Source organism: Paenibacillus beijingensis (assembly GCF_000961095.1).
In the GTDB taxonomy this organism is placed as follows: domain Bacteria; phylum Bacillota; class Bacilli; order Paenibacillales; family Paenibacillaceae; genus Paenibacillus_O; species Paenibacillus_O beijingensis.
Genome location: NZ_CP011058.1, coordinates 4,398,300 through 4,413,999 on the forward strand (window position 1 = coordinate 4,398,300; position 15,700 = coordinate 4,413,999).

The 15,700-nt window shown below is 53.2% G+C and carries 17 protein-coding genes and 1 tRNA gene; 13 read left to right on the forward strand and 5 right to left on the reverse strand.

All coding sequences use genetic code 11. The features are described 5' to 3' along the window. Positions 1-251 precede the first annotated feature (251 nt). A tRNA-Val gene (locus tag VN24_RS19830) sits at positions 252-327 on the reverse strand. Between the two features lie 175 nt (positions 328-502). On the opposite strand from VN24_RS19830, the gene VN24_RS19835 reads away from it, so the two are divergent. Next, complete coding sequence (locus VN24_RS19835) at positions 503-778, forward strand: hypothetical protein (protein ID WP_148505281.1); 276 nt, start codon at positions 503-505, stop codon at positions 776-778. Positions 779-826: 48 nt separating this feature from the next. Next, positions 827-1,060, forward strand: coding sequence for a DUF3892 domain-containing protein (locus VN24_RS19840; protein ID WP_045673492.1), 234 nt, complete (start codon positions 827-829; stop codon positions 1,058-1,060). 90 nt (positions 1,061-1,150) lie between these two features. Here the strand turns inward: VN24_RS19840 and VN24_RS19845 are convergent, their stop codons facing one another. Beyond that, positions 1,151-1,879: an MBL fold metallo-hydrolase gene (locus tag VN24_RS19845; protein ID WP_082083943.1), complete on the reverse strand. Its 729-nt coding sequence runs from the start codon at positions 1,877-1,879 to the stop codon at positions 1,151-1,153. A gap of 208 nt (positions 1,880-2,087) precedes the next feature. On the opposite strand from VN24_RS19845, the gene VN24_RS19850 reads away from it, so the two are divergent. The 3 genes from VN24_RS19850 to VN24_RS19860 all read left to right on the forward strand — a co-directional run bounded on the left by VN24_RS19850 (position 2,088) and on the right by VN24_RS19860 (position 3,443). After that, positions 2,088-2,294: a hypothetical protein gene (locus VN24_RS19850; RefSeq protein WP_045671835.1), complete on the forward strand. Its 207-nt coding sequence runs from the start codon at positions 2,088-2,090 to the stop codon at positions 2,292-2,294. Positions 2,295-2,440: 146 nt separating this feature from the next. Further along, positions 2,441-3,004: a stalk domain-containing protein gene (locus VN24_RS19855; RefSeq protein ID WP_045671836.1), complete on the forward strand. Its 564-nt coding sequence runs from the start codon at positions 2,441-2,443 to the stop codon at positions 3,002-3,004. A gap of 133 nt (positions 3,005-3,137) precedes the next feature. After that, positions 3,138-3,443, forward strand: coding sequence for a DUF1292 domain-containing protein (locus VN24_RS19860; protein ID WP_045671837.1), 306 nt, complete (start codon positions 3,138-3,140; stop codon positions 3,441-3,443). Positions 3,444-3,544: 101 nt separating this feature from the next. Here the strand turns inward: VN24_RS19860 and VN24_RS19865 are convergent, their stop codons facing one another. Next, the gene (locus VN24_RS19865) at positions 3,545-5,014 is read right to left on the reverse strand and encodes an aminotransferase class I/II-fold pyridoxal phosphate-dependent enzyme (protein ID WP_045671838.1); all 1,470 of its coding nucleotides are present in this window, start codon (positions 5,012-5,014) and stop codon (positions 3,545-3,547) included. A gap of 121 nt (positions 5,015-5,135) precedes the next feature. Between VN24_RS19865 and VN24_RS19870 the strand changes: the two genes are divergently transcribed. Then, positions 5,136-6,392: an MFS transporter gene (locus VN24_RS19870; protein WP_045671839.1), complete on the forward strand. Its 1,257-nt coding sequence runs from the start codon at positions 5,136-5,138 to the stop codon at positions 6,390-6,392. A gap of 61 nt (positions 6,393-6,453) precedes the next feature. Here the strand turns inward: VN24_RS19870 and VN24_RS19875 are convergent, their stop codons facing one another. Continuing rightward, complete coding sequence (locus tag VN24_RS19875) at positions 6,454-7,101, reverse strand: YktB family protein (RefSeq protein WP_045671840.1); 648 nt, start codon at positions 7,099-7,101, stop codon at positions 6,454-6,456. A gap of 363 nt (positions 7,102-7,464) precedes the next feature. On the opposite strand from VN24_RS19875, the gene VN24_RS19880 reads away from it, so the two are divergent. Beyond that, complete coding sequence (locus VN24_RS19880; protein WP_045671841.1) at positions 7,465-8,061, forward strand: hypothetical protein; 597 nt, start codon at positions 7,465-7,467, stop codon at positions 8,059-8,061. A 300-nt stretch (positions 8,062-8,361) separates the two neighbouring features. Further along, entirely contained in the window at positions 8,362-9,774 is a 1,413-nt protein-coding gene (gene gndA, locus VN24_RS19885) for an NADP-dependent phosphogluconate dehydrogenase (RefSeq protein WP_045671842.1), read from the forward strand. A 132-nt stretch (positions 9,775-9,906) separates the two neighbouring features. Here gndA and VN24_RS19890 read toward each other — a convergent pair whose 3' ends face one another. Further along, a complete protein-coding gene (locus VN24_RS19890; RefSeq protein WP_045671843.1) occupies positions 9,907-10,197 on the reverse strand; it encodes a hypothetical protein in 291 nt (96 codons plus the stop codon). 249 nt (positions 10,198-10,446) lie between these two features. On the opposite strand from VN24_RS19890, the gene VN24_RS19895 reads away from it, so the two are divergent. From VN24_RS19895 to VN24_RS19915, 5 genes are all read left to right on the forward strand, one after another. Next, positions 10,447-10,968, forward strand: coding sequence for a shikimate kinase (locus VN24_RS19895; protein ID WP_274520394.1), 522 nt, complete (start codon positions 10,447-10,449; stop codon positions 10,966-10,968). A 55-nt stretch (positions 10,969-11,023) separates the two neighbouring features. Continuing rightward, positions 11,024-12,316, forward strand: coding sequence for a 3-phosphoshikimate 1-carboxyvinyltransferase (gene aroA / locus VN24_RS19900; protein WP_045671844.1), 1,293 nt, complete (start codon positions 11,024-11,026; stop codon positions 12,314-12,316). Between the two features lie 39 nt (positions 12,317-12,355). Next, positions 12,356-12,790, forward strand: coding sequence for a CoA-binding protein (locus VN24_RS19905; protein ID WP_045671845.1), 435 nt, complete (start codon positions 12,356-12,358; stop codon positions 12,788-12,790). Between the two features lie 105 nt (positions 12,791-12,895). Beyond that, a complete protein-coding gene (locus tag VN24_RS19910) occupies positions 12,896-13,573 on the forward strand; it encodes a hypothetical protein (protein WP_045671846.1) in 678 nt (225 codons plus the stop codon). A gap of 245 nt (positions 13,574-13,818) precedes the next feature. Beyond that, a complete protein-coding gene (locus VN24_RS19915) occupies positions 13,819-15,693 on the forward strand; it encodes a glucose PTS transporter subunit IIA (RefSeq protein ID WP_045671847.1) in 1,875 nt (624 codons plus the stop codon). Positions 15,694-15,700: the final 7 nt, after the last annotated feature.

Genomic DNA, 15,700 nt, shown 5'->3' on the forward strand with positions numbered 1-15,700 from the left:
AAAAATCGGGAGATGCGGCCGATTAAGCTTAACGGTGCACCAAATTAACAAGGGTATAAAGAATGACCGTCATAACCGCACAAATGCCAAGGATAAGGTATACCAATTTTCGGCCGTTCATACGAATCCACCATCTTTCACGAAGTAATATGTCATTATAGCACATCCGAAAGTGCGGTTGAAAACGGGCTGGAACAGGGACGGATAAACAAAAAAACCTTTGATTTCTCAAAGGTTTCGGTCGTTATGTATGGTGATCTGTAGTGGGCTCGAACCACTGACCCCCACCCTGTCAAGATGGTGCTCTCCCAGCTGAGCTAACAGATCATGTATCAGCGACAAGTAATAATATATCAAAAGAGAAGGGGGGCCGTCAATCATTTTTTATGAAAAAATATATAGAAATGCTTGAAACGGCTTGGCGGTTTGAACCGCTTCAATTTCGAACATACTAGTGACTGAACATGATCAGCAGCTATGACTTCAAATAGGAGGAACGGCGATGGCTCGATGGATACGGCAGAGGCGGATGTTACGGTTCGGTTTGCTCGCAGCGGTTATCGTAGGGACGGGAGGATGCGGATGGGGAGTGTTCTATCCGGTTGCGAAAGTTCAGAGCGAAGGTGATGCGGCCCTTGGAAGCGTGACGCAGTCCGTCAGGGAGAGCGTCTATCCGGAAACGGTCCGCAGCAGTCTGTATGAGGAAACCGGCAGCCGGCCCCAGCCGGCTTCGCCAGGCCGTAAATCCGAGCACAAAATTCTGCCTGCGGAGGAATAGCCGCATACACATATCAGTGGAGGGTTGACAGTCATGAATGAAAATAACATGCCGCAGCGGGATCAAATCGTCGCGGTCCAAAAAAACGGCGACGGGGATCTGACCGCATTCAAAACATCGTCCGGCAGAGTTCTAGCCTATGATCAGGCTCTTCAAGAGGCGCAAAACGGCCTGCTGGCGGGTGTGAACGTATTCAAAGGCAGAGACGGCGAACATTATTTGCGCGGAGACGCAGACGGAGATCCGACGAACAATTTGGACAACCTGCCGTCATTTGAATAGCCAAATAAGAAGGCGGCCGTCGGGCCGCCTTCTTATTTGTTTAAGTCCGTTTATATTTAATGCCGTAAACTATCCATTTCCGCCTTCCCCTCAATCAAGCGAATAAATCCGGTTTTGCTCGACAAAGGACATGCGTCCGGTTGAACCGATGAACTGCTCCATATCGTCTCCATAATGCATCAGCCGTATTTTCTCCTGTATCCGCTCCGGAAGCGTAAGCAGCTCCTCCAGCGTCGCGTGCACCTGGCCCGGAGGGTGCAACTGGCAATCGTGAAAAATAATCTCGATGCCGCGTTCATCCAGCTGCTCGAGCAGCGGCCGATCGAACACCATATCCGCCGAATAGAAGAACCGCCCGTTGAGCAGAAACGAGAAGCTGGCTTTGCCCGGCATATGACGGGTGCGGATCATTTCCACGGAAATTCCGGGCCCGATGTCAGTCTCTTTGCCTTCCATCAGCGGCACGACTTGAAAGTAGCTGTCAAGCGTCTGAGATTCCTCCTGCTGCAGCCCGCCCCTCAGCGTGTTTTCCCACAGCGTCTCGATCAGCGGCTCCGGCACATACAGCAGCGGCTTGCGGCCGTAAATGAACTTCATTTGAAAGGCATATTCCTCCACGCCGCCGACATGGTCCGCATGGATGTGACTGATCAGCAGACCGTCCAATTCGCCGAACGTAATTCCGGCCTTGTGCAGGGCGGTAGGGCCCGTTACCCCGCAGTCGAGCATGAACCTGCAGCCGTCCCCTTCAATTAGCGCGTTGTTGTTGAAGTATCGTTTTGCAAACGCGCTGCCCGTTCCTACCATTTGAATTCGCATCTCGAGCATTCTCCTCCAAACGAACAAGATTGCCTGCCTTAATGCGGCCGGTCGTCTCTTCAGCGTTCCCGCATAGGTTTATCTAATGGAGAGCTTACCATGGAAGATAACAATTGAAAAGAATGGCGTGCGTGGGCGCAATCGTTCCTGTATCCGCATACGATAGGGTAGAAACGCCCTGGCAGGCGTTGAAAGGGGATGGAAGAAGATGGCCAAAGGCAAAGCGATCAAGAAAAAAAAGCGTTCTTCCGAACGTAAACAATATACGATGAAGCTGGTCTTATCGGACACATGCGCCGTTTGCAAAACGCCCTGCGCGCGCGGAATGGCTTATTTGGAGCGGATGCGCCAGCCGGGCGCGGTCGGCAAAGGGGTTCCTTGCATTCTGACGCGCAGGGAAGTCTCAGGGAAATAATCGCCAGCAGCATTTCCCGGGGAAGCGCATGTTTCAACATGATCCAACAATATCCGCCATAAATAATTTTGTTTGCTTCGCGCAACTTTTTGAGATGGACGGGAGTATAACTTTTATCCAGACTAACGGAGAGAGGGTATACAACGATGAAACTCAAAAAGCCTTTCATCTTGCTGCTGGCGATGTCTTTGTGGGGCGGCTCGATGATTTTTGCGGATTCCGCCGCGCAAACGGTACGCGTCATTGTGAACGGATCTGTACTGGACGAGGGCGGTATTATAAATGACGGAAAAACGTATTTGCCGCTCCGCCAATTGGCAAGCTCGCTGCAAGCGATCGTCGCTTGGGATGAGCAGTCGAAGAAGGTAACGCTGTTCAAGCCGAATGTGCATATGTTCCTTTTTCAGGACAGCAAAATTTTCGGAAATGTTGACCGGGGCAACAAATACACGTTTAACGTATTTGCCCAAATCGACAATTTGCTGACGGATATCAGCGCGGTCAAAGTGTCGATATTCGATCCTTCGGGAAGGGAAACGGTCATTGATTTCAAAAATATTAACGTAAGCAAAGATAATTTCTGGTACCGGACGGAGGATGTAAAATACAATTTCGATTCTTCCGGCAAATACGCGGTCCGCTTTTTCATGAAAGTGAACGCTTCGGACGATTGGAAATTAGTATCGGAGAAATTAATTTCCGCCCAGTAATCCGGATTTGGCGCTTCCGCCCGAAATTTGTCATTATTTTTCGGGACGGGAAGCGCTTTTTGTTTGACCGCCATCATCTGGAAATGTTACGATACGAAAGAATCTGAACACCAATGGAAATGAGGGACTAAATGTGAGCGAGCATCAGCATGGAGACGATTGCGGCTGCGGCCATGATCATGAACATGAAGAGCATGTATTTCTCGTAACGGACGAAGAAGGCGTTGAACGGGAAATGGTTATGGTATACACATTCGAATCGGAAAATCAGGTTTATGCAGTACTGCTTGACCGGAACGATCCGGAAGCGGACGGCGTTATTTTCCGCATTGAAGAAGAGAACGAAGAAGCGTTTCTGGTCGGCATCGAAGATGACGCCGAGTGGGAGCGCGTTACGCGCATCTATGAGGAAATTGCCCAGCAGCAGAACGAATCCTAATCAGGCTGAGTCGCCGCGCATCGAAAGAAGCGACGTCAGGCCTACAAAATGACAAAGAGGCTTCCCGTGCTGGGGAGCCTCTTTGTTCATCTGGCGGTACGTTAGAAAATAGCCGTTTCTTCGACGATCACTTTCACATTGCGGATGCTGCGGTCCTCCGGCCCTTTGACGGGAAGGCCGACTTCGATATGGTCGACGATGTAGTCGATATTTTCTTGGGAAATGACTTCGCCGGGAAGCAGGATCGGAATGCCGGGCGGATAGACATAAATAAATTCGGCAATAATCCGTCCCGCGGATTGTTTGAACGGGACAATCTCCGTTTCGCCGTAAAAAGCTTCGCGCGGGGTAAGCGACAGCTGCGGAATTCCCGGAATCTTCACCGCAAGCTCCTGCACTTCATCTACCTGCGGGAACCTTTCGGCCAGTCCCCGCAGCGCCCCAATAAGCTTGTCCACCGTTTCCTGCGTATCCCCCGGGGTAATGAGGCAGAGGATGTTGTACATGTCGCTCAGCTCAACTTCCAGATTATACGCTTCGCGCAGCCAGTTTTCGACCTCGTAGCCCGTAATGCCCAAATGCCGGACATGAATGATAAGCTTTGTCGGATCGTAATCGTAGGTTGCCTCGCCGCCCAATATTTCTTTGCCGACGCAGTACAGGCCGCGGATGCCGTTAATCTCGGCGCGGGCGCGCTGGGCCAGCGATGTGGTCCGCTCCGCAAGCTCGTGGCCGTTGATGGCCAGATTGCGGCGGGAAGTGTCCAGGGAAGCGAGCAAAATATACGAAGTCGACGTGGTAGTCAGCATGCTGATGATCGTTTTCACGCGCTGCGGGTTGACGCGTCCGGCCCGAATGTTCAGCACGGAGCTTTGCGTCATCGATCCGCCCAGCTTATGCACGCTGGTGGCGGCCATATCGGCTCCCGCCTGCATCGCCGACATCGGCAGCTTATCGTGAAAATGGATCAGCACGCCGTGTGCTTCATCCACGAGCACGGGAATGTCGTAGCTGTGAACCAGTTCGACGATTTCCTTCAAGTTCGCGCAAATCCCAAAGTATGTCGGGTTGATGACCAGCACCGCTTTGGCGTCGGGATGCCGTTCCAGTGCCCTGCGGACCGAACGGGTCGTAATGCCGTGATCGATTCCGAGGTCCGAGTCGCGGGCGGGCGAAATGAAGACCGGTCTGGCGCCGGCAAAAATAATGGCCGACATAATCGACTTGTGGACATTGCGAGGCACGATAATTTTATCTCCGGGCGCGCATACCGTCAGGATCATCGTCATAATGGCCCCGCTTGTGCCTTGAACGGAAAAAAAGGTATAATCGGCACCGAAAGCGTCGGCGGCCAGCATCTGGGCTTCTTCGATGACGCCGGTCGGCTGGTGCAGATCGTCAAGCGGCGCTATATTGATCAAATCGATCGAAAAGGCGTTATCGCCAATGAATTCTCGGAATTCAGGATCGCTGCCGATTCCTTTTTTATGTCCGGGAATATGAAATTGCAGCGGGTTCTGCTCCGCATGGCGGCGAAGCGCGCTGAACAGAGGGGTCCGGTTGTGATCCATCGCTCCATCCCAGCCTTTCATCTTATATTGCAAACAAAGTTGAGTATAGCAAAATCAGGGGGGATTGCAACCTTGTTTTTGGACAAGAATAGGTAAAATATAGAGGAAGGAGCGTACTCCTGTGAAATTAGACTCTGTCGCCGCAAGCAAACGGATCTTAACCTCACCGTTCGTCATTCAACTGCTTGTCATCATGTTTATCGTGGAATTTGTAAAAGGCGCGCTGATCGTTTCCATTTTACCCGTTTATATGGGAACCGCGCTCGGATTGTCGGCCTATGCGGTCGGCTGGGCGCTGGCACTGCAGTACATAGGGGACAATGCGTTTCGCAGTCCGCTCGGTTGGATTATCGACCGGGTCGGCTACCGCAATGTAATGCTGTTCGGCGTGCTGCTTACGTTTGCTGCCGTCGGCATCATAACGTTAACAAGCGGGCTGGCCTGGATCATCGTCGCCTGCGTTTTTCTCGGCGTCGGCACCTCGCCGCTCTGGCCTTGCGTCATTACGGGGGCGACCGCCGTCGCAGGAGATGAAGCCGGAGGCACGATTATGAGCGTTGTTTATATGGCTTGGCTGGTCGGAGTCGGGGCCGGGCCCATCGTCATTAATTTCTTTATCGTAGATTCCTACGTTCCGGCTTTCCGTCTGCTTGTCGTCATGATGATGATGGTCGTATTGGTTGCGTTTCTGCTGCCCGGTAGGAGCAAATCGCGTGAAATTGAAGGGAGAGGCGCGGAAGAGGAGCGGCCAAGCCGGCACGGAGAGCCGCTGAAGATCCGGATTGCGGCTTATTTCGCCAAAGTGAAGTCTTCGCTTCATGCCAGCCGCCTCTTATACCCGGCGATGTTTATTCAAAATATGGCGCTCGGCCTGCTGACGCCGATTCTGACTCTGTATGCGCGCACCGTGCTCCATCTGACGCCGCAGCAGTACAGCATGTATCTTGTAACGGGGGGAGCGGTGACGGCGCTCGGCCTCATTCCGGTCGGCAAATGGGTGGACAAGTTCGGCACCCGCTGGTTTCTCCATGTCGGCATCCTGCTGGCGGCCTTCTCGCTGCCGCTGCTCGGATTAACCCGCTCGCTGCCGCTGGTGCTGCTCATTGTGGCCGTCATCGGTCTCGGCTATGCCTGCATTATTCCCGCCTGGAACGCGCTGATCGCCCAGGCTATTCCGAAGTCGGAGCGAGGGGCGGTTTGGGGGTTCTTTCTGACCATCGAAGGATTGGGCATGGTGCTTGGATCGATCATATCGGGCAGGCTGTGGGACAGCTTCGGTCCGCGCATGCCGTTTTTAGTCAGCGGCGCCGCGCTCATGACGCTGTTCGTTCTGCATCTGCTCATTTCCCGGAGAGGGCAGAAGCGGATTCTGACTTAAATGAAAAAATCTCTCTTGGCACTCCGCCCTGCTGCGGCCGGCCAAGAGAGATTTTTTTGCTTCATTTACGCGCCATCCGGTACAGCGGCAGCAGCGTTTCGAACGTTTCTTCGGCTCGGGCGATCAGCGCCTCGCCGTCCAATAGCAGCGGATTGCTGCGGTCGATATGAATGCCGCACAATATTTCGGATGCTTTTACGCTGCGGAGCCGGCTTAGCAGCGCTGCCAATGCATCCCTTCCGAGCGAACCGTGCGCCGTCCCGCCGGGGACCGTATGATCGCCGGACCATACATAACCCGCCGGGATTTGCGCGATGATCGATTCCAAATGCCCAAGCGCTTCGTCCGCAAAAGCGGATTTGGAAGTTGATTCGTAAATGATCGCGAACTGGATAAACAGATGGGTGCTGAACAGACCGATCTGAAAATGCGGGTGCGCCTTATAGCCGCGTTTGTTTGGCGCGAATGCGACCCAGGTATCGTCCGGCGGATTGACCGTTCTGCGGGCATGCTTGGCCACATGCGCAAACATTTCTTCCCCGCACAGAACCGACAGGGCGGGAGCGAGCCGCTCGCCGAGCTGATTCAGCTTCGGCCGGACCGAGCTAATGAGCGCATCCATGCGCGGCTCAAGCCCCGGAATGGTAAAGACGTCAAAATCGGAAGGCGCGAATCCTTCAAATATAGAGTGGGTTACAATCTGTGTCATTGAACAAGAGCTCCTTCGTATGTAGGGTGAACAAGGGGCGCTTACCGGATGCGGGCCAAAGCGCTTAAAGCACCGGACGTCATCTAAGCGAACCGGTCCCCTTCGTAACCGTGGGCGAAAGCCGCCTGCTGGGGTCCAGTATACCATATACGAACCATTTCATGGATACATACGGCGGTTTTTTGGGTACAAGTTTAAAGATAAACGCGAGAAAGAAAACGGATTGGCAGGTAATCGCCCTTTTCTCATAAAATAGTCAATAATCCAAGTTGCCTTAACATAAGATGGAGTATAAGATAGCAGTAAGAACAAATTGTCAGAACATTTGCTCAACTATTCGATTAGAACAAGGGAGGGATTGCCGTGAACAAAAGTTACGAAGTCGAGTATTGCAATTTGGAGCTGCGGTTTGATCGCCGGCAAATCCAAAATCTCATCCGCGATTTAATTCATGAAGGTTACTCCCTCTACTGGAGCGAGAGCGAGTCGCAGTTTCTCATCTCAATCCGTACGGGGAGGAAGCTGGTAAAGCTTCGTTTTCAAAAAATGCACAACCGCTATAAAATTGTTGGCGATTACATTATTAAAGACGAGAAACTATCGGAATTGATTGAAAGACTGATCAATGACACACGTGGACATGCGGTTGTGAAGCGGATCAAGGACCGTCAGATCGTGATTGAAAATATTATGTTTGGCGAAATTATTCGATTAGTGGAGGTGTCCGGTATGGAACATCGGATTATTTATCAGAAACGCCCGGTCGTGACGCTGGAGGAAATTACGGAAGCATTTCAATCGAAACGTGCGGAAGAACGCGCAGTGGTTCTCCGCTACGAGCTGGATTATGAGCTGTCCGTGCTGCATGACGCGATTACGGCAGGCAGCAAAGAAGAAGCGGAGGAAAGCATGGAGCGTCTGGCTGTTCTGCGGAGCGAAATGCTGCAGCTGGAACTTTGAGAATGTCAGGAGACCGGTTGTCCGTCCTATCGTATCCGTATGCGGCGTGCCTCCGGCACGCCGTTTGATTCCGCAAAGATCCCGGATTAGGGAGAACGGCCCGAATAATCCGTATAATTGGAAGCGTTTTCTTTACATACTGATCCGAGGATCCCGATCATAGGTTCATACAATATTCATCTGGGAAAAGTCGCATTAGCCGCTTTTTTCATGTACAATAGCTTTCATAAGCGGTATAAACAGTTATGCACTTTAAGCAAGTCTTCAACCAATTTAAGATGAAAGAGGATGGATCTAGCTATGTCTAAGCAGCAAATCGGTGTTGTCGGCCTTGCCGTCATGGGTAAGAACCTTGCCCTTAACATTGAAAGCAAAGGATTTACCGTATCGGTCTACAACCGTTCCCGCGAGAAAACGGACGAGCTGGCAAAGGAAGCCGCCGGCAAAAATCTGGTACCGACTTATTCGGTCGAAGAATTCGTGGCGTCGCTTGAAGTACCGCGCAAAATTTTGATCATGGTTCAAGCGGGAGCCGCTACGGACGCAACGATCGAAACGCTGCTGCCGCATCTTGATCAAGGCGACATTATTATTGACGGCGGCAACGCGTATTTCCCGGATACGGAGCGCCGCAGCAAAGAACTCGAAGCCAAAGGCTTCCGTTTTGTCGGCACCGGCGTATCGGGCGGCGAAGAAGGAGCGCTTAAAGGACCGGCTATTATGCCGGGCGGTCCTAAGTCGGCTTACGAGCTCGTAGAGCCGATCCTGACGGGCATCGCCGCAAAAGTAGGCGAAGACGCATGCTGTACGTACATCGGACCGGGCGGATCGGGGCATTATGTAAAAATGGTGCATAACGGCATCGAGTACGGCGACATGCAGCTGATCTGCGAAGCATACCATTTGCTGAAATCCGCTCTGAACCTGAGCACGGAAGAACTGCAGCAAACGTTTGCCGATTGGAATAAAGGCGAGCTCGACAGCTACCTTATCGAGATTACCGCCGATATTTTCAAGAAGGTCGACCCTGAAACCGGCAAACCGATGGTCGACGTCATTCTCGACTCCGCCGGGCAAAAAGGCACCGGCAAATGGACGAGCCAAAGCGCGCTTGACCTCGGCGTTCCGCTGTCCATCATTACGGAATCGGTATTCTCCCGCTTCCTTTCCGCAATGAAAGAAGAGCGCGTGCAGGCGAGCAAAGTGCTGAAAGGGCCGGAAGCCGCTCCTTTCCAAGGGGATAAGGCCGCATTTATCGAGTCGGTTCGCAAAGCGCTGTTCGCCAGCAAAATTTGTTCCTACGCACAAGGCTTCGCGCAAATGCGTGCGGCTTCGGATGAATACGGCTGGGACCTTCGCTATGGCGATATCGCAATGATTTTCCGCGGCGGCTGCATTATCCGCGCCCAATTCCTGCAAAACATCAAAGATGCGTACGACAAAAATCCGGAGCTGAAAAACCTGCTGCTCGATTCCTACTTCCAGGAAATCGTGGAGTCGTACCAAGGCGCTTGGCGCGAAGTCGTATCGACTGCGGTTGCGCAAGGAATCCCGGTACCGGGCTTTGCCAGCGCGCTTGCTTACTTCGACAGCTACCGTACGGAGCGTCTCCCGGCAAACCTGCTGCAGGCGCAGCGCGATTACTTCGGCGCCCATACGTTCAAGCGGGTCGACAAAGAAGGAACGTTCCATTTCGACTGGATGAGCGAGTAAAACGTCTCTTCTCCCTCGGAGACTTCCGTTTTCCTAAAAGAGGATCTGCTGGAGGAAATGCCGCGGAATTCATTTGAATGAGTTTATGAGATATAGCCGGCTGCTTGCGGGAGGGGAATGCCCGCAAGCAGGCTACGGCAGCAGACCGTGCGACGCTTCGCGCAAATAGCGGCGCAGCCGGTCGGCGTCTCTGGCGCTGCTGTGAGCAGGCTGGAGCATACTCATGGCCGCTTCGGCGAAGCCGTGAAAGTTTTGAAGAAGGCGTGGCTGCGATAATTCCGTTAATCCGGAATCTTCGTCGGCCACTTTTTTTTTGATGTATTCCAGCATCCATAGGACGTCTTCCCGGCAAAGCTGCTGCTGCGGGTCCAGGATGCGCGCAATGCGCTGCCGGCTCAAATGGGGAAAGCTCGAATCTTGCATTATGGATCCCTCCTAAAGGTTTTTCGTAAGAAAAACCACTTCGTAAGCATAAGCTAAGGTTTTTCGTAAGAAAAACCACTTCGTAAGCATAAGATTAGGTTTTGAGTCAATAAAACCGCTTCGTCGGCATATGAATTCTACTAATATCCTTACGGCGCAAAGAGATTTTTATACCCCGCCGCTACAAAAAAATGATATGATAAACCGGATAATGTAGCTTGAATATGACGTAAAGGTGTGCGAGAATTCGTGAGTGAACAAAAACTGCCGGCGGAAGGAAAAATCATTCTCGTCGGATTTATGGGAACAGGCAAATCGACCGTCGCCAAACTGCTGTCGGCGCGTCTTGGCTGGAGCTTGATCGATGTCGATCAGGAAATCGAACGGATGCAGGGCCGCCGCATCGCCGATATTTTCTCGTCGGAGGGCGAGCCGTTTTTCCGCAAAGCGGAGACCGAGGCGCTGCGCCATGTGCTGCAGCTTCCGGAACCGGCTGTAATCGCGACCGGAGGCGGCGCCGTACTGGCCGAAGAGAACCGTCATATGATGCTGGCAGGCGGGTTCGTTGCGGCTCTGACGGCTTCGGAGGAACGCATAATAGAACGCGTCATGCATGACAGCGCAAGGCCGCTTTTGCACGGCGACGTGGCGGGCAATGTTCGCTCGCTGCTCGAACGCCGGCGCGGCGCGTATGATTTTGCCCATGTTCGGGTCGATACGGACCAGTTGGACCCAAGCGCGGTTGCGGATTATATTTTGGCCCGCGTTTGACCTTAACCGCTTCATTCCGGCAACTAAAACATAACAAAGGGGATTACGATTCGAAATGGACGTTATTGTGACGCCGACTCCGAAATTGCAGGGCGACATTCAAGCGCTCTCTTCCAAAAACTACACAACCCGCTACCTGCTCGTTGCGGCGCTGGCCGAAGGAACGAGCACGATCTATTTCCCGGCCCACAGCGAGGACAGCGACGCAATGCGCCGCTGCATCCGCGATCTGGGAGCGATCGTCGAGGAAGATGAAGAGAAAATCGTCATTACCGGCTTTGGAAACCGTCCCCGGGACGTAAAAGAATTAAATGTAGGCAATGCCGGAGCTGTGCTCCGCTTTCTGATGGCGGTCGCGGCACTTTGCCCGGAAGTAACCTTTGTCAACACCTATCCGGATTCCTTGGGTAAAAGGCCGCATGACGACTTGATCGATTCACTGCGCCAGCTTGGCGTCACGGTGAACGATAATGCGGGCAAGCTGCCGATTACGATTTCGGGGGGCAATCCGAAGGGCGGACGCATCACCGTTTCCGGTAATGTAAGTTCGCAATTTCTGAGTGCGCTGCTCTTTTTGACGCCGCTGCTGGCCGAAGACAGCGAAATTGAAGTGCTTCACGATCTCAAATCCAAAGTTGTCGTCGGCCAGACGCTGGAAGTGCTGGAGCAGGCCGGCATCAAAATTGAAGCAAGCGACGATTTAATGTTCTACCGCATTCCGGGAGGGCAGAAATACGAAGCCAAAACGTACCGTGTGCAGGGCGACTATCCGGGTTCGGCTGCCGTTCTGGCCGCTGCGGCCGTCACGGAGTCGGATGTGACGATTCACCATCTCGAGGAGAAAAGCAAGCAGGGCGAACGCGCGATCGTCGATGTGCTGCGGATGATGGAAGTGCCGCTGACCCACGAGAACGGCGACGTTATCGTCCGCGGCAACGGGCGCCTCAAGGCGGTTGAATTCGACGGGGACGCTGCGACGGATGCCGTGCTGGCCATGGTGGCGGCGGCGGTGTTTGCCGAAGGGACGTCCCGCTTTTACAATGTGGAGAACTTGCGCTACAAAGAATGCGACCGGATTACGGACTATCTGAACGAGCTGCGCAAGGCGGGAGCGAATGTGGAGGAGCGCCAAAGCGAAATTATCGTTCACGGACGCCCTGAAGGCGTCGAGGGAGGCGTTGAAATCAATGCCCATTACGATCACCGCGTCATAATGGCTTTGACGGTCGTCGGGCTGCGTGCCAAGAAGCCGCTTCGGATCTTGGATGCGCATCACGTGGCCAAATCGTACCCGATCTATTTCGATCACCTGCAGGCGCTTGGCGCCAATGTGGAATGGGTAAAATAGAGTAAAACCGTCACGTCACAACCTCTAGGAGGGCATTCCATGGCGTTTGAAAATCCTTCCCGCGAGAAGATTAAGGAGCTGCTGCAGCAAAGCGATACCGTCGCCGTCGTCGGCTTGTCCGACAATCCGCTGCGAACGAGTCACAGCGTATCCCAGGCGATGCAGCAGAAAGGGTACCGCATTATTCCGGTCAACCCGAACGCGACCGAGATATTGGGTGAAAAAAGCTACCCCTCCTTGCGGGACATTCCTGAGCCAATCGACATTGTCAACGTGTTCCGGCGCAGCGAATTTACCCCGGCAATCGCGGAAGAAGCGGTTGCCGTGAAAGCGAAAGCGCTCTGGTTTCAGCTTGGCGTGTACAATGAGGAAGCCGCCGCGATCGCAGCGCGAGCGGGGCTGCAGGTGATTATGGACCGCTGCATCAAGGTCGAGGATTCGATCCTAATTCCTTCCGGCAAAACCAAAAAGTGATACGGATAAAAGGATTCCGTTTTCCTTACAATAAGTGAGGCTTCATCAGGCTCCTGCGTTCCGATAAGGGGCCTTGAAGACCTGACTTCAAGGAGGACCCAAAACGTGTATTCCAACCAACCGGGCAATTTTCAGCAAGGACTGGGACAATTCTCCCAAGGGCAACAGCAGCAGTACCAGCCTGCAGGTTATGTGCAATCGCGCTACCAGGGGCAATTGAGCCAGCCGACGTTCAATCGCTCGCCGCAGAGCAATTTGCCGATAACCTCAGGTTTAACGAATCAGTTCCAAAACCAGCCATCGCAATATACACCGGCAGGCGGCGGTTTCGTTCAAGCTCAAACACAGCCGAATCCTGTAAATTCACGCTTCCGCACCAACCAGGGGCCGGTTATTTCGCAGCTCGGCTACCAAGCCGGAGCACAGAACCAGAACCAGTTCACGCAAACCCAATTCCAGCAGCAGCCGATTCAAAGCCAATTCGGAACGGCTATGAATACGAACGCCTTTTCGGGTCAATCCTACCAACCGGTTATCTCGCGCGTCGGCTACCAAGCGGGCCAAGAAACGAGAAATCCGGTTATTCAGGCAACGACGTATAACCAGCAGCAACCGCAATTCGGCGGATATCAAGCCGGAAGCCAAATGGGAAGTCAAATGATGCAATCCCAGGCAACGAGCCAGTTCCACCCGGTTCATCAAATCACGAATACACGGCAAGACGCTGGTCCGGTCATTTCCAAATTAGGTTATACCAACGCGAGCGGTCAAAACACTTTCTAGTCTGTTGTCCGTCTCATTTTTCGCGAGGGGAAAGGTAATCATCAACGCTGCGGCGGGCCGTTTTTTGGGCCCGTCGTTTTTCTTTGACAAAACTCATTAAAACGCTTACCATCAGGAAGCGGGCCTTTCATTAGGGGCATTATGAAACGACTTCGACCCGTAAACTACGAAGTGAAAGTGACCCTTGCGAGTGTTTATGCTTACGAAGTAGGTTTTTCTCACGAAAAACCTTTAGGAGGACAATAATGAACTTCATGGGAAGTCTTCAGCGGCTTGGGCGGGCTTTTATGCTGCCTATGATCGTGCTGCCTGCTGCTGCGGTGTGCCTCTCCTTCAGTGAGCTGCCGTGGGGTGCGATTGGCCTCCCTGCTTTTTCGGGTTATCTGGCTATCGCCGGGCAAGCGTTGTTTTCATTTCTCCCTTATCTCTTTGCTGTCGGCATTGCCTGGGGGATGTCGGGGAATGCCGGTTCTGCAGGACTATCGGCGCTTGCCGGGATGTTCATATATACGGGTATCGTATCTTCCAGCAATTATGAGATTCAGCCCACTGTGCTGATCGGGGCCCTTATCGGGATGCTGTCGGGATTCAGCTATGAACGGTTTAAATCGGTCCGGCTTCCCGAATACATACAATTTTTTGGAGGGCCGCGTTTCGTTCCGCTGTTTGTCTGCATCGTCTCGGTATTTTTTTCGATTGCGATGGTGGGCGTCGCTCCGCTGCTGCAGCGTCTGCTGCTTCTGCTCGGGGACGCGGTAGCAACGGCCGGCGGTTTCGGTGTTTTTTTGTTCGGATTTTTGCACCGCATTTTGGTCGTATTCGGACTGCATCATCTGCTTAACCATGTATTCTGGTTTCAGGTAGGCGGCTACCGCCTTGCCGATGGAGAGATGATTTACGGCGATCTGCCGCGTTTTTTCGCGGGGGATCCGAGCGCCGGAGTGTTCATGGCGGGTCTGTATCCGACGATGATGTTCGCTCTGCCGGCGATTGCATTTGCGATTATTCAGGAAGCAAGGGAAGATCTGAAGCCGAAAATTCGGCGAACGTTTTTGTCGGCGGCGCTGGCCTCCTTTTTGACCGGCGTATCGGAGCCCGTTGAATTTGCTTTTCTGTTTGTGGCGCCGTATTTGTTCGTCGTGCATGCGCTGCTCTCCGGCGTTATTATGTGGGTAACGTATGAACTCGAAATCCGGCACGGATTCTCATTCTCCGCAGGCGCAATCGACTTTGTGCTTAATTTTCATTTGTCTCAGAGAGGCTGGCTGCTCATTCCAATCGGCATCGTTGTATATATTGTTTATTATGTGCTTTTTTGCTGGGCGATACGCCGCTTCCGCCTGCCGACGCCCGGACGCGAGGAAGGGTCGCAGCTGGACGATTGGGCGGAAGATATTCCGTACCGCGCGCCCCTTATTTTGCAGGCAATCGGCGGCAAAGATAACATCGTCACGATGGAAGCTTGCATTACGCGATTGCGGTTAAAAGTAAATAACGACCGTCTGCTGGATACAAACGCGCTGCGCAATCTCGGAGCGGCCGGCGTCATCCGGCTCGGGAGCGGCAACGTGCAGGTGGTGTTCGGCACGTTCTCGGAGCTCATTCGGGAAGAAATGCAAAAGGCGCTTCAGCGCGATCAGCGGCAAGTGTTGTTCAGCGCGCCGGTACAGGGGCGGATGATTCGGCTTGAGGAAGTCCCGGACCCGATTTTTGCCGGCAAGATTGTCGGCGACGGCGTCGCTTTTATCCCGGACCGCGGCGAGCTTGTATCTCCGGTACTCGGCAAAGTCATCCTCATCTACCCGACGATGCATGCCATCGGCCTTAAAACCGTGGACGGCTTGGAAGTGCTGCTCCATATCGGCATCAATACGTGGGAATTGTCGGATGGTGGCATTTTCAGAGCGGCGGTCAAAGAAGGCGACGAAGTTACGCCGGGACAATTGCTTGTTCGATTTGATCTGGCGAGGTTACGCAAGGCTGCCGGATCACTTGCAACGCCGATGGTGATCACGAACCCGCAGCTTGTCGCTTCATGGCGGTACGCGCCGTTCAAAGCGGTCAAGAAGGGGCAATCGTCGGTGATGTCGGTCGTATTGAAAGAAGTTACGAAAGAGTAAGGCTGGA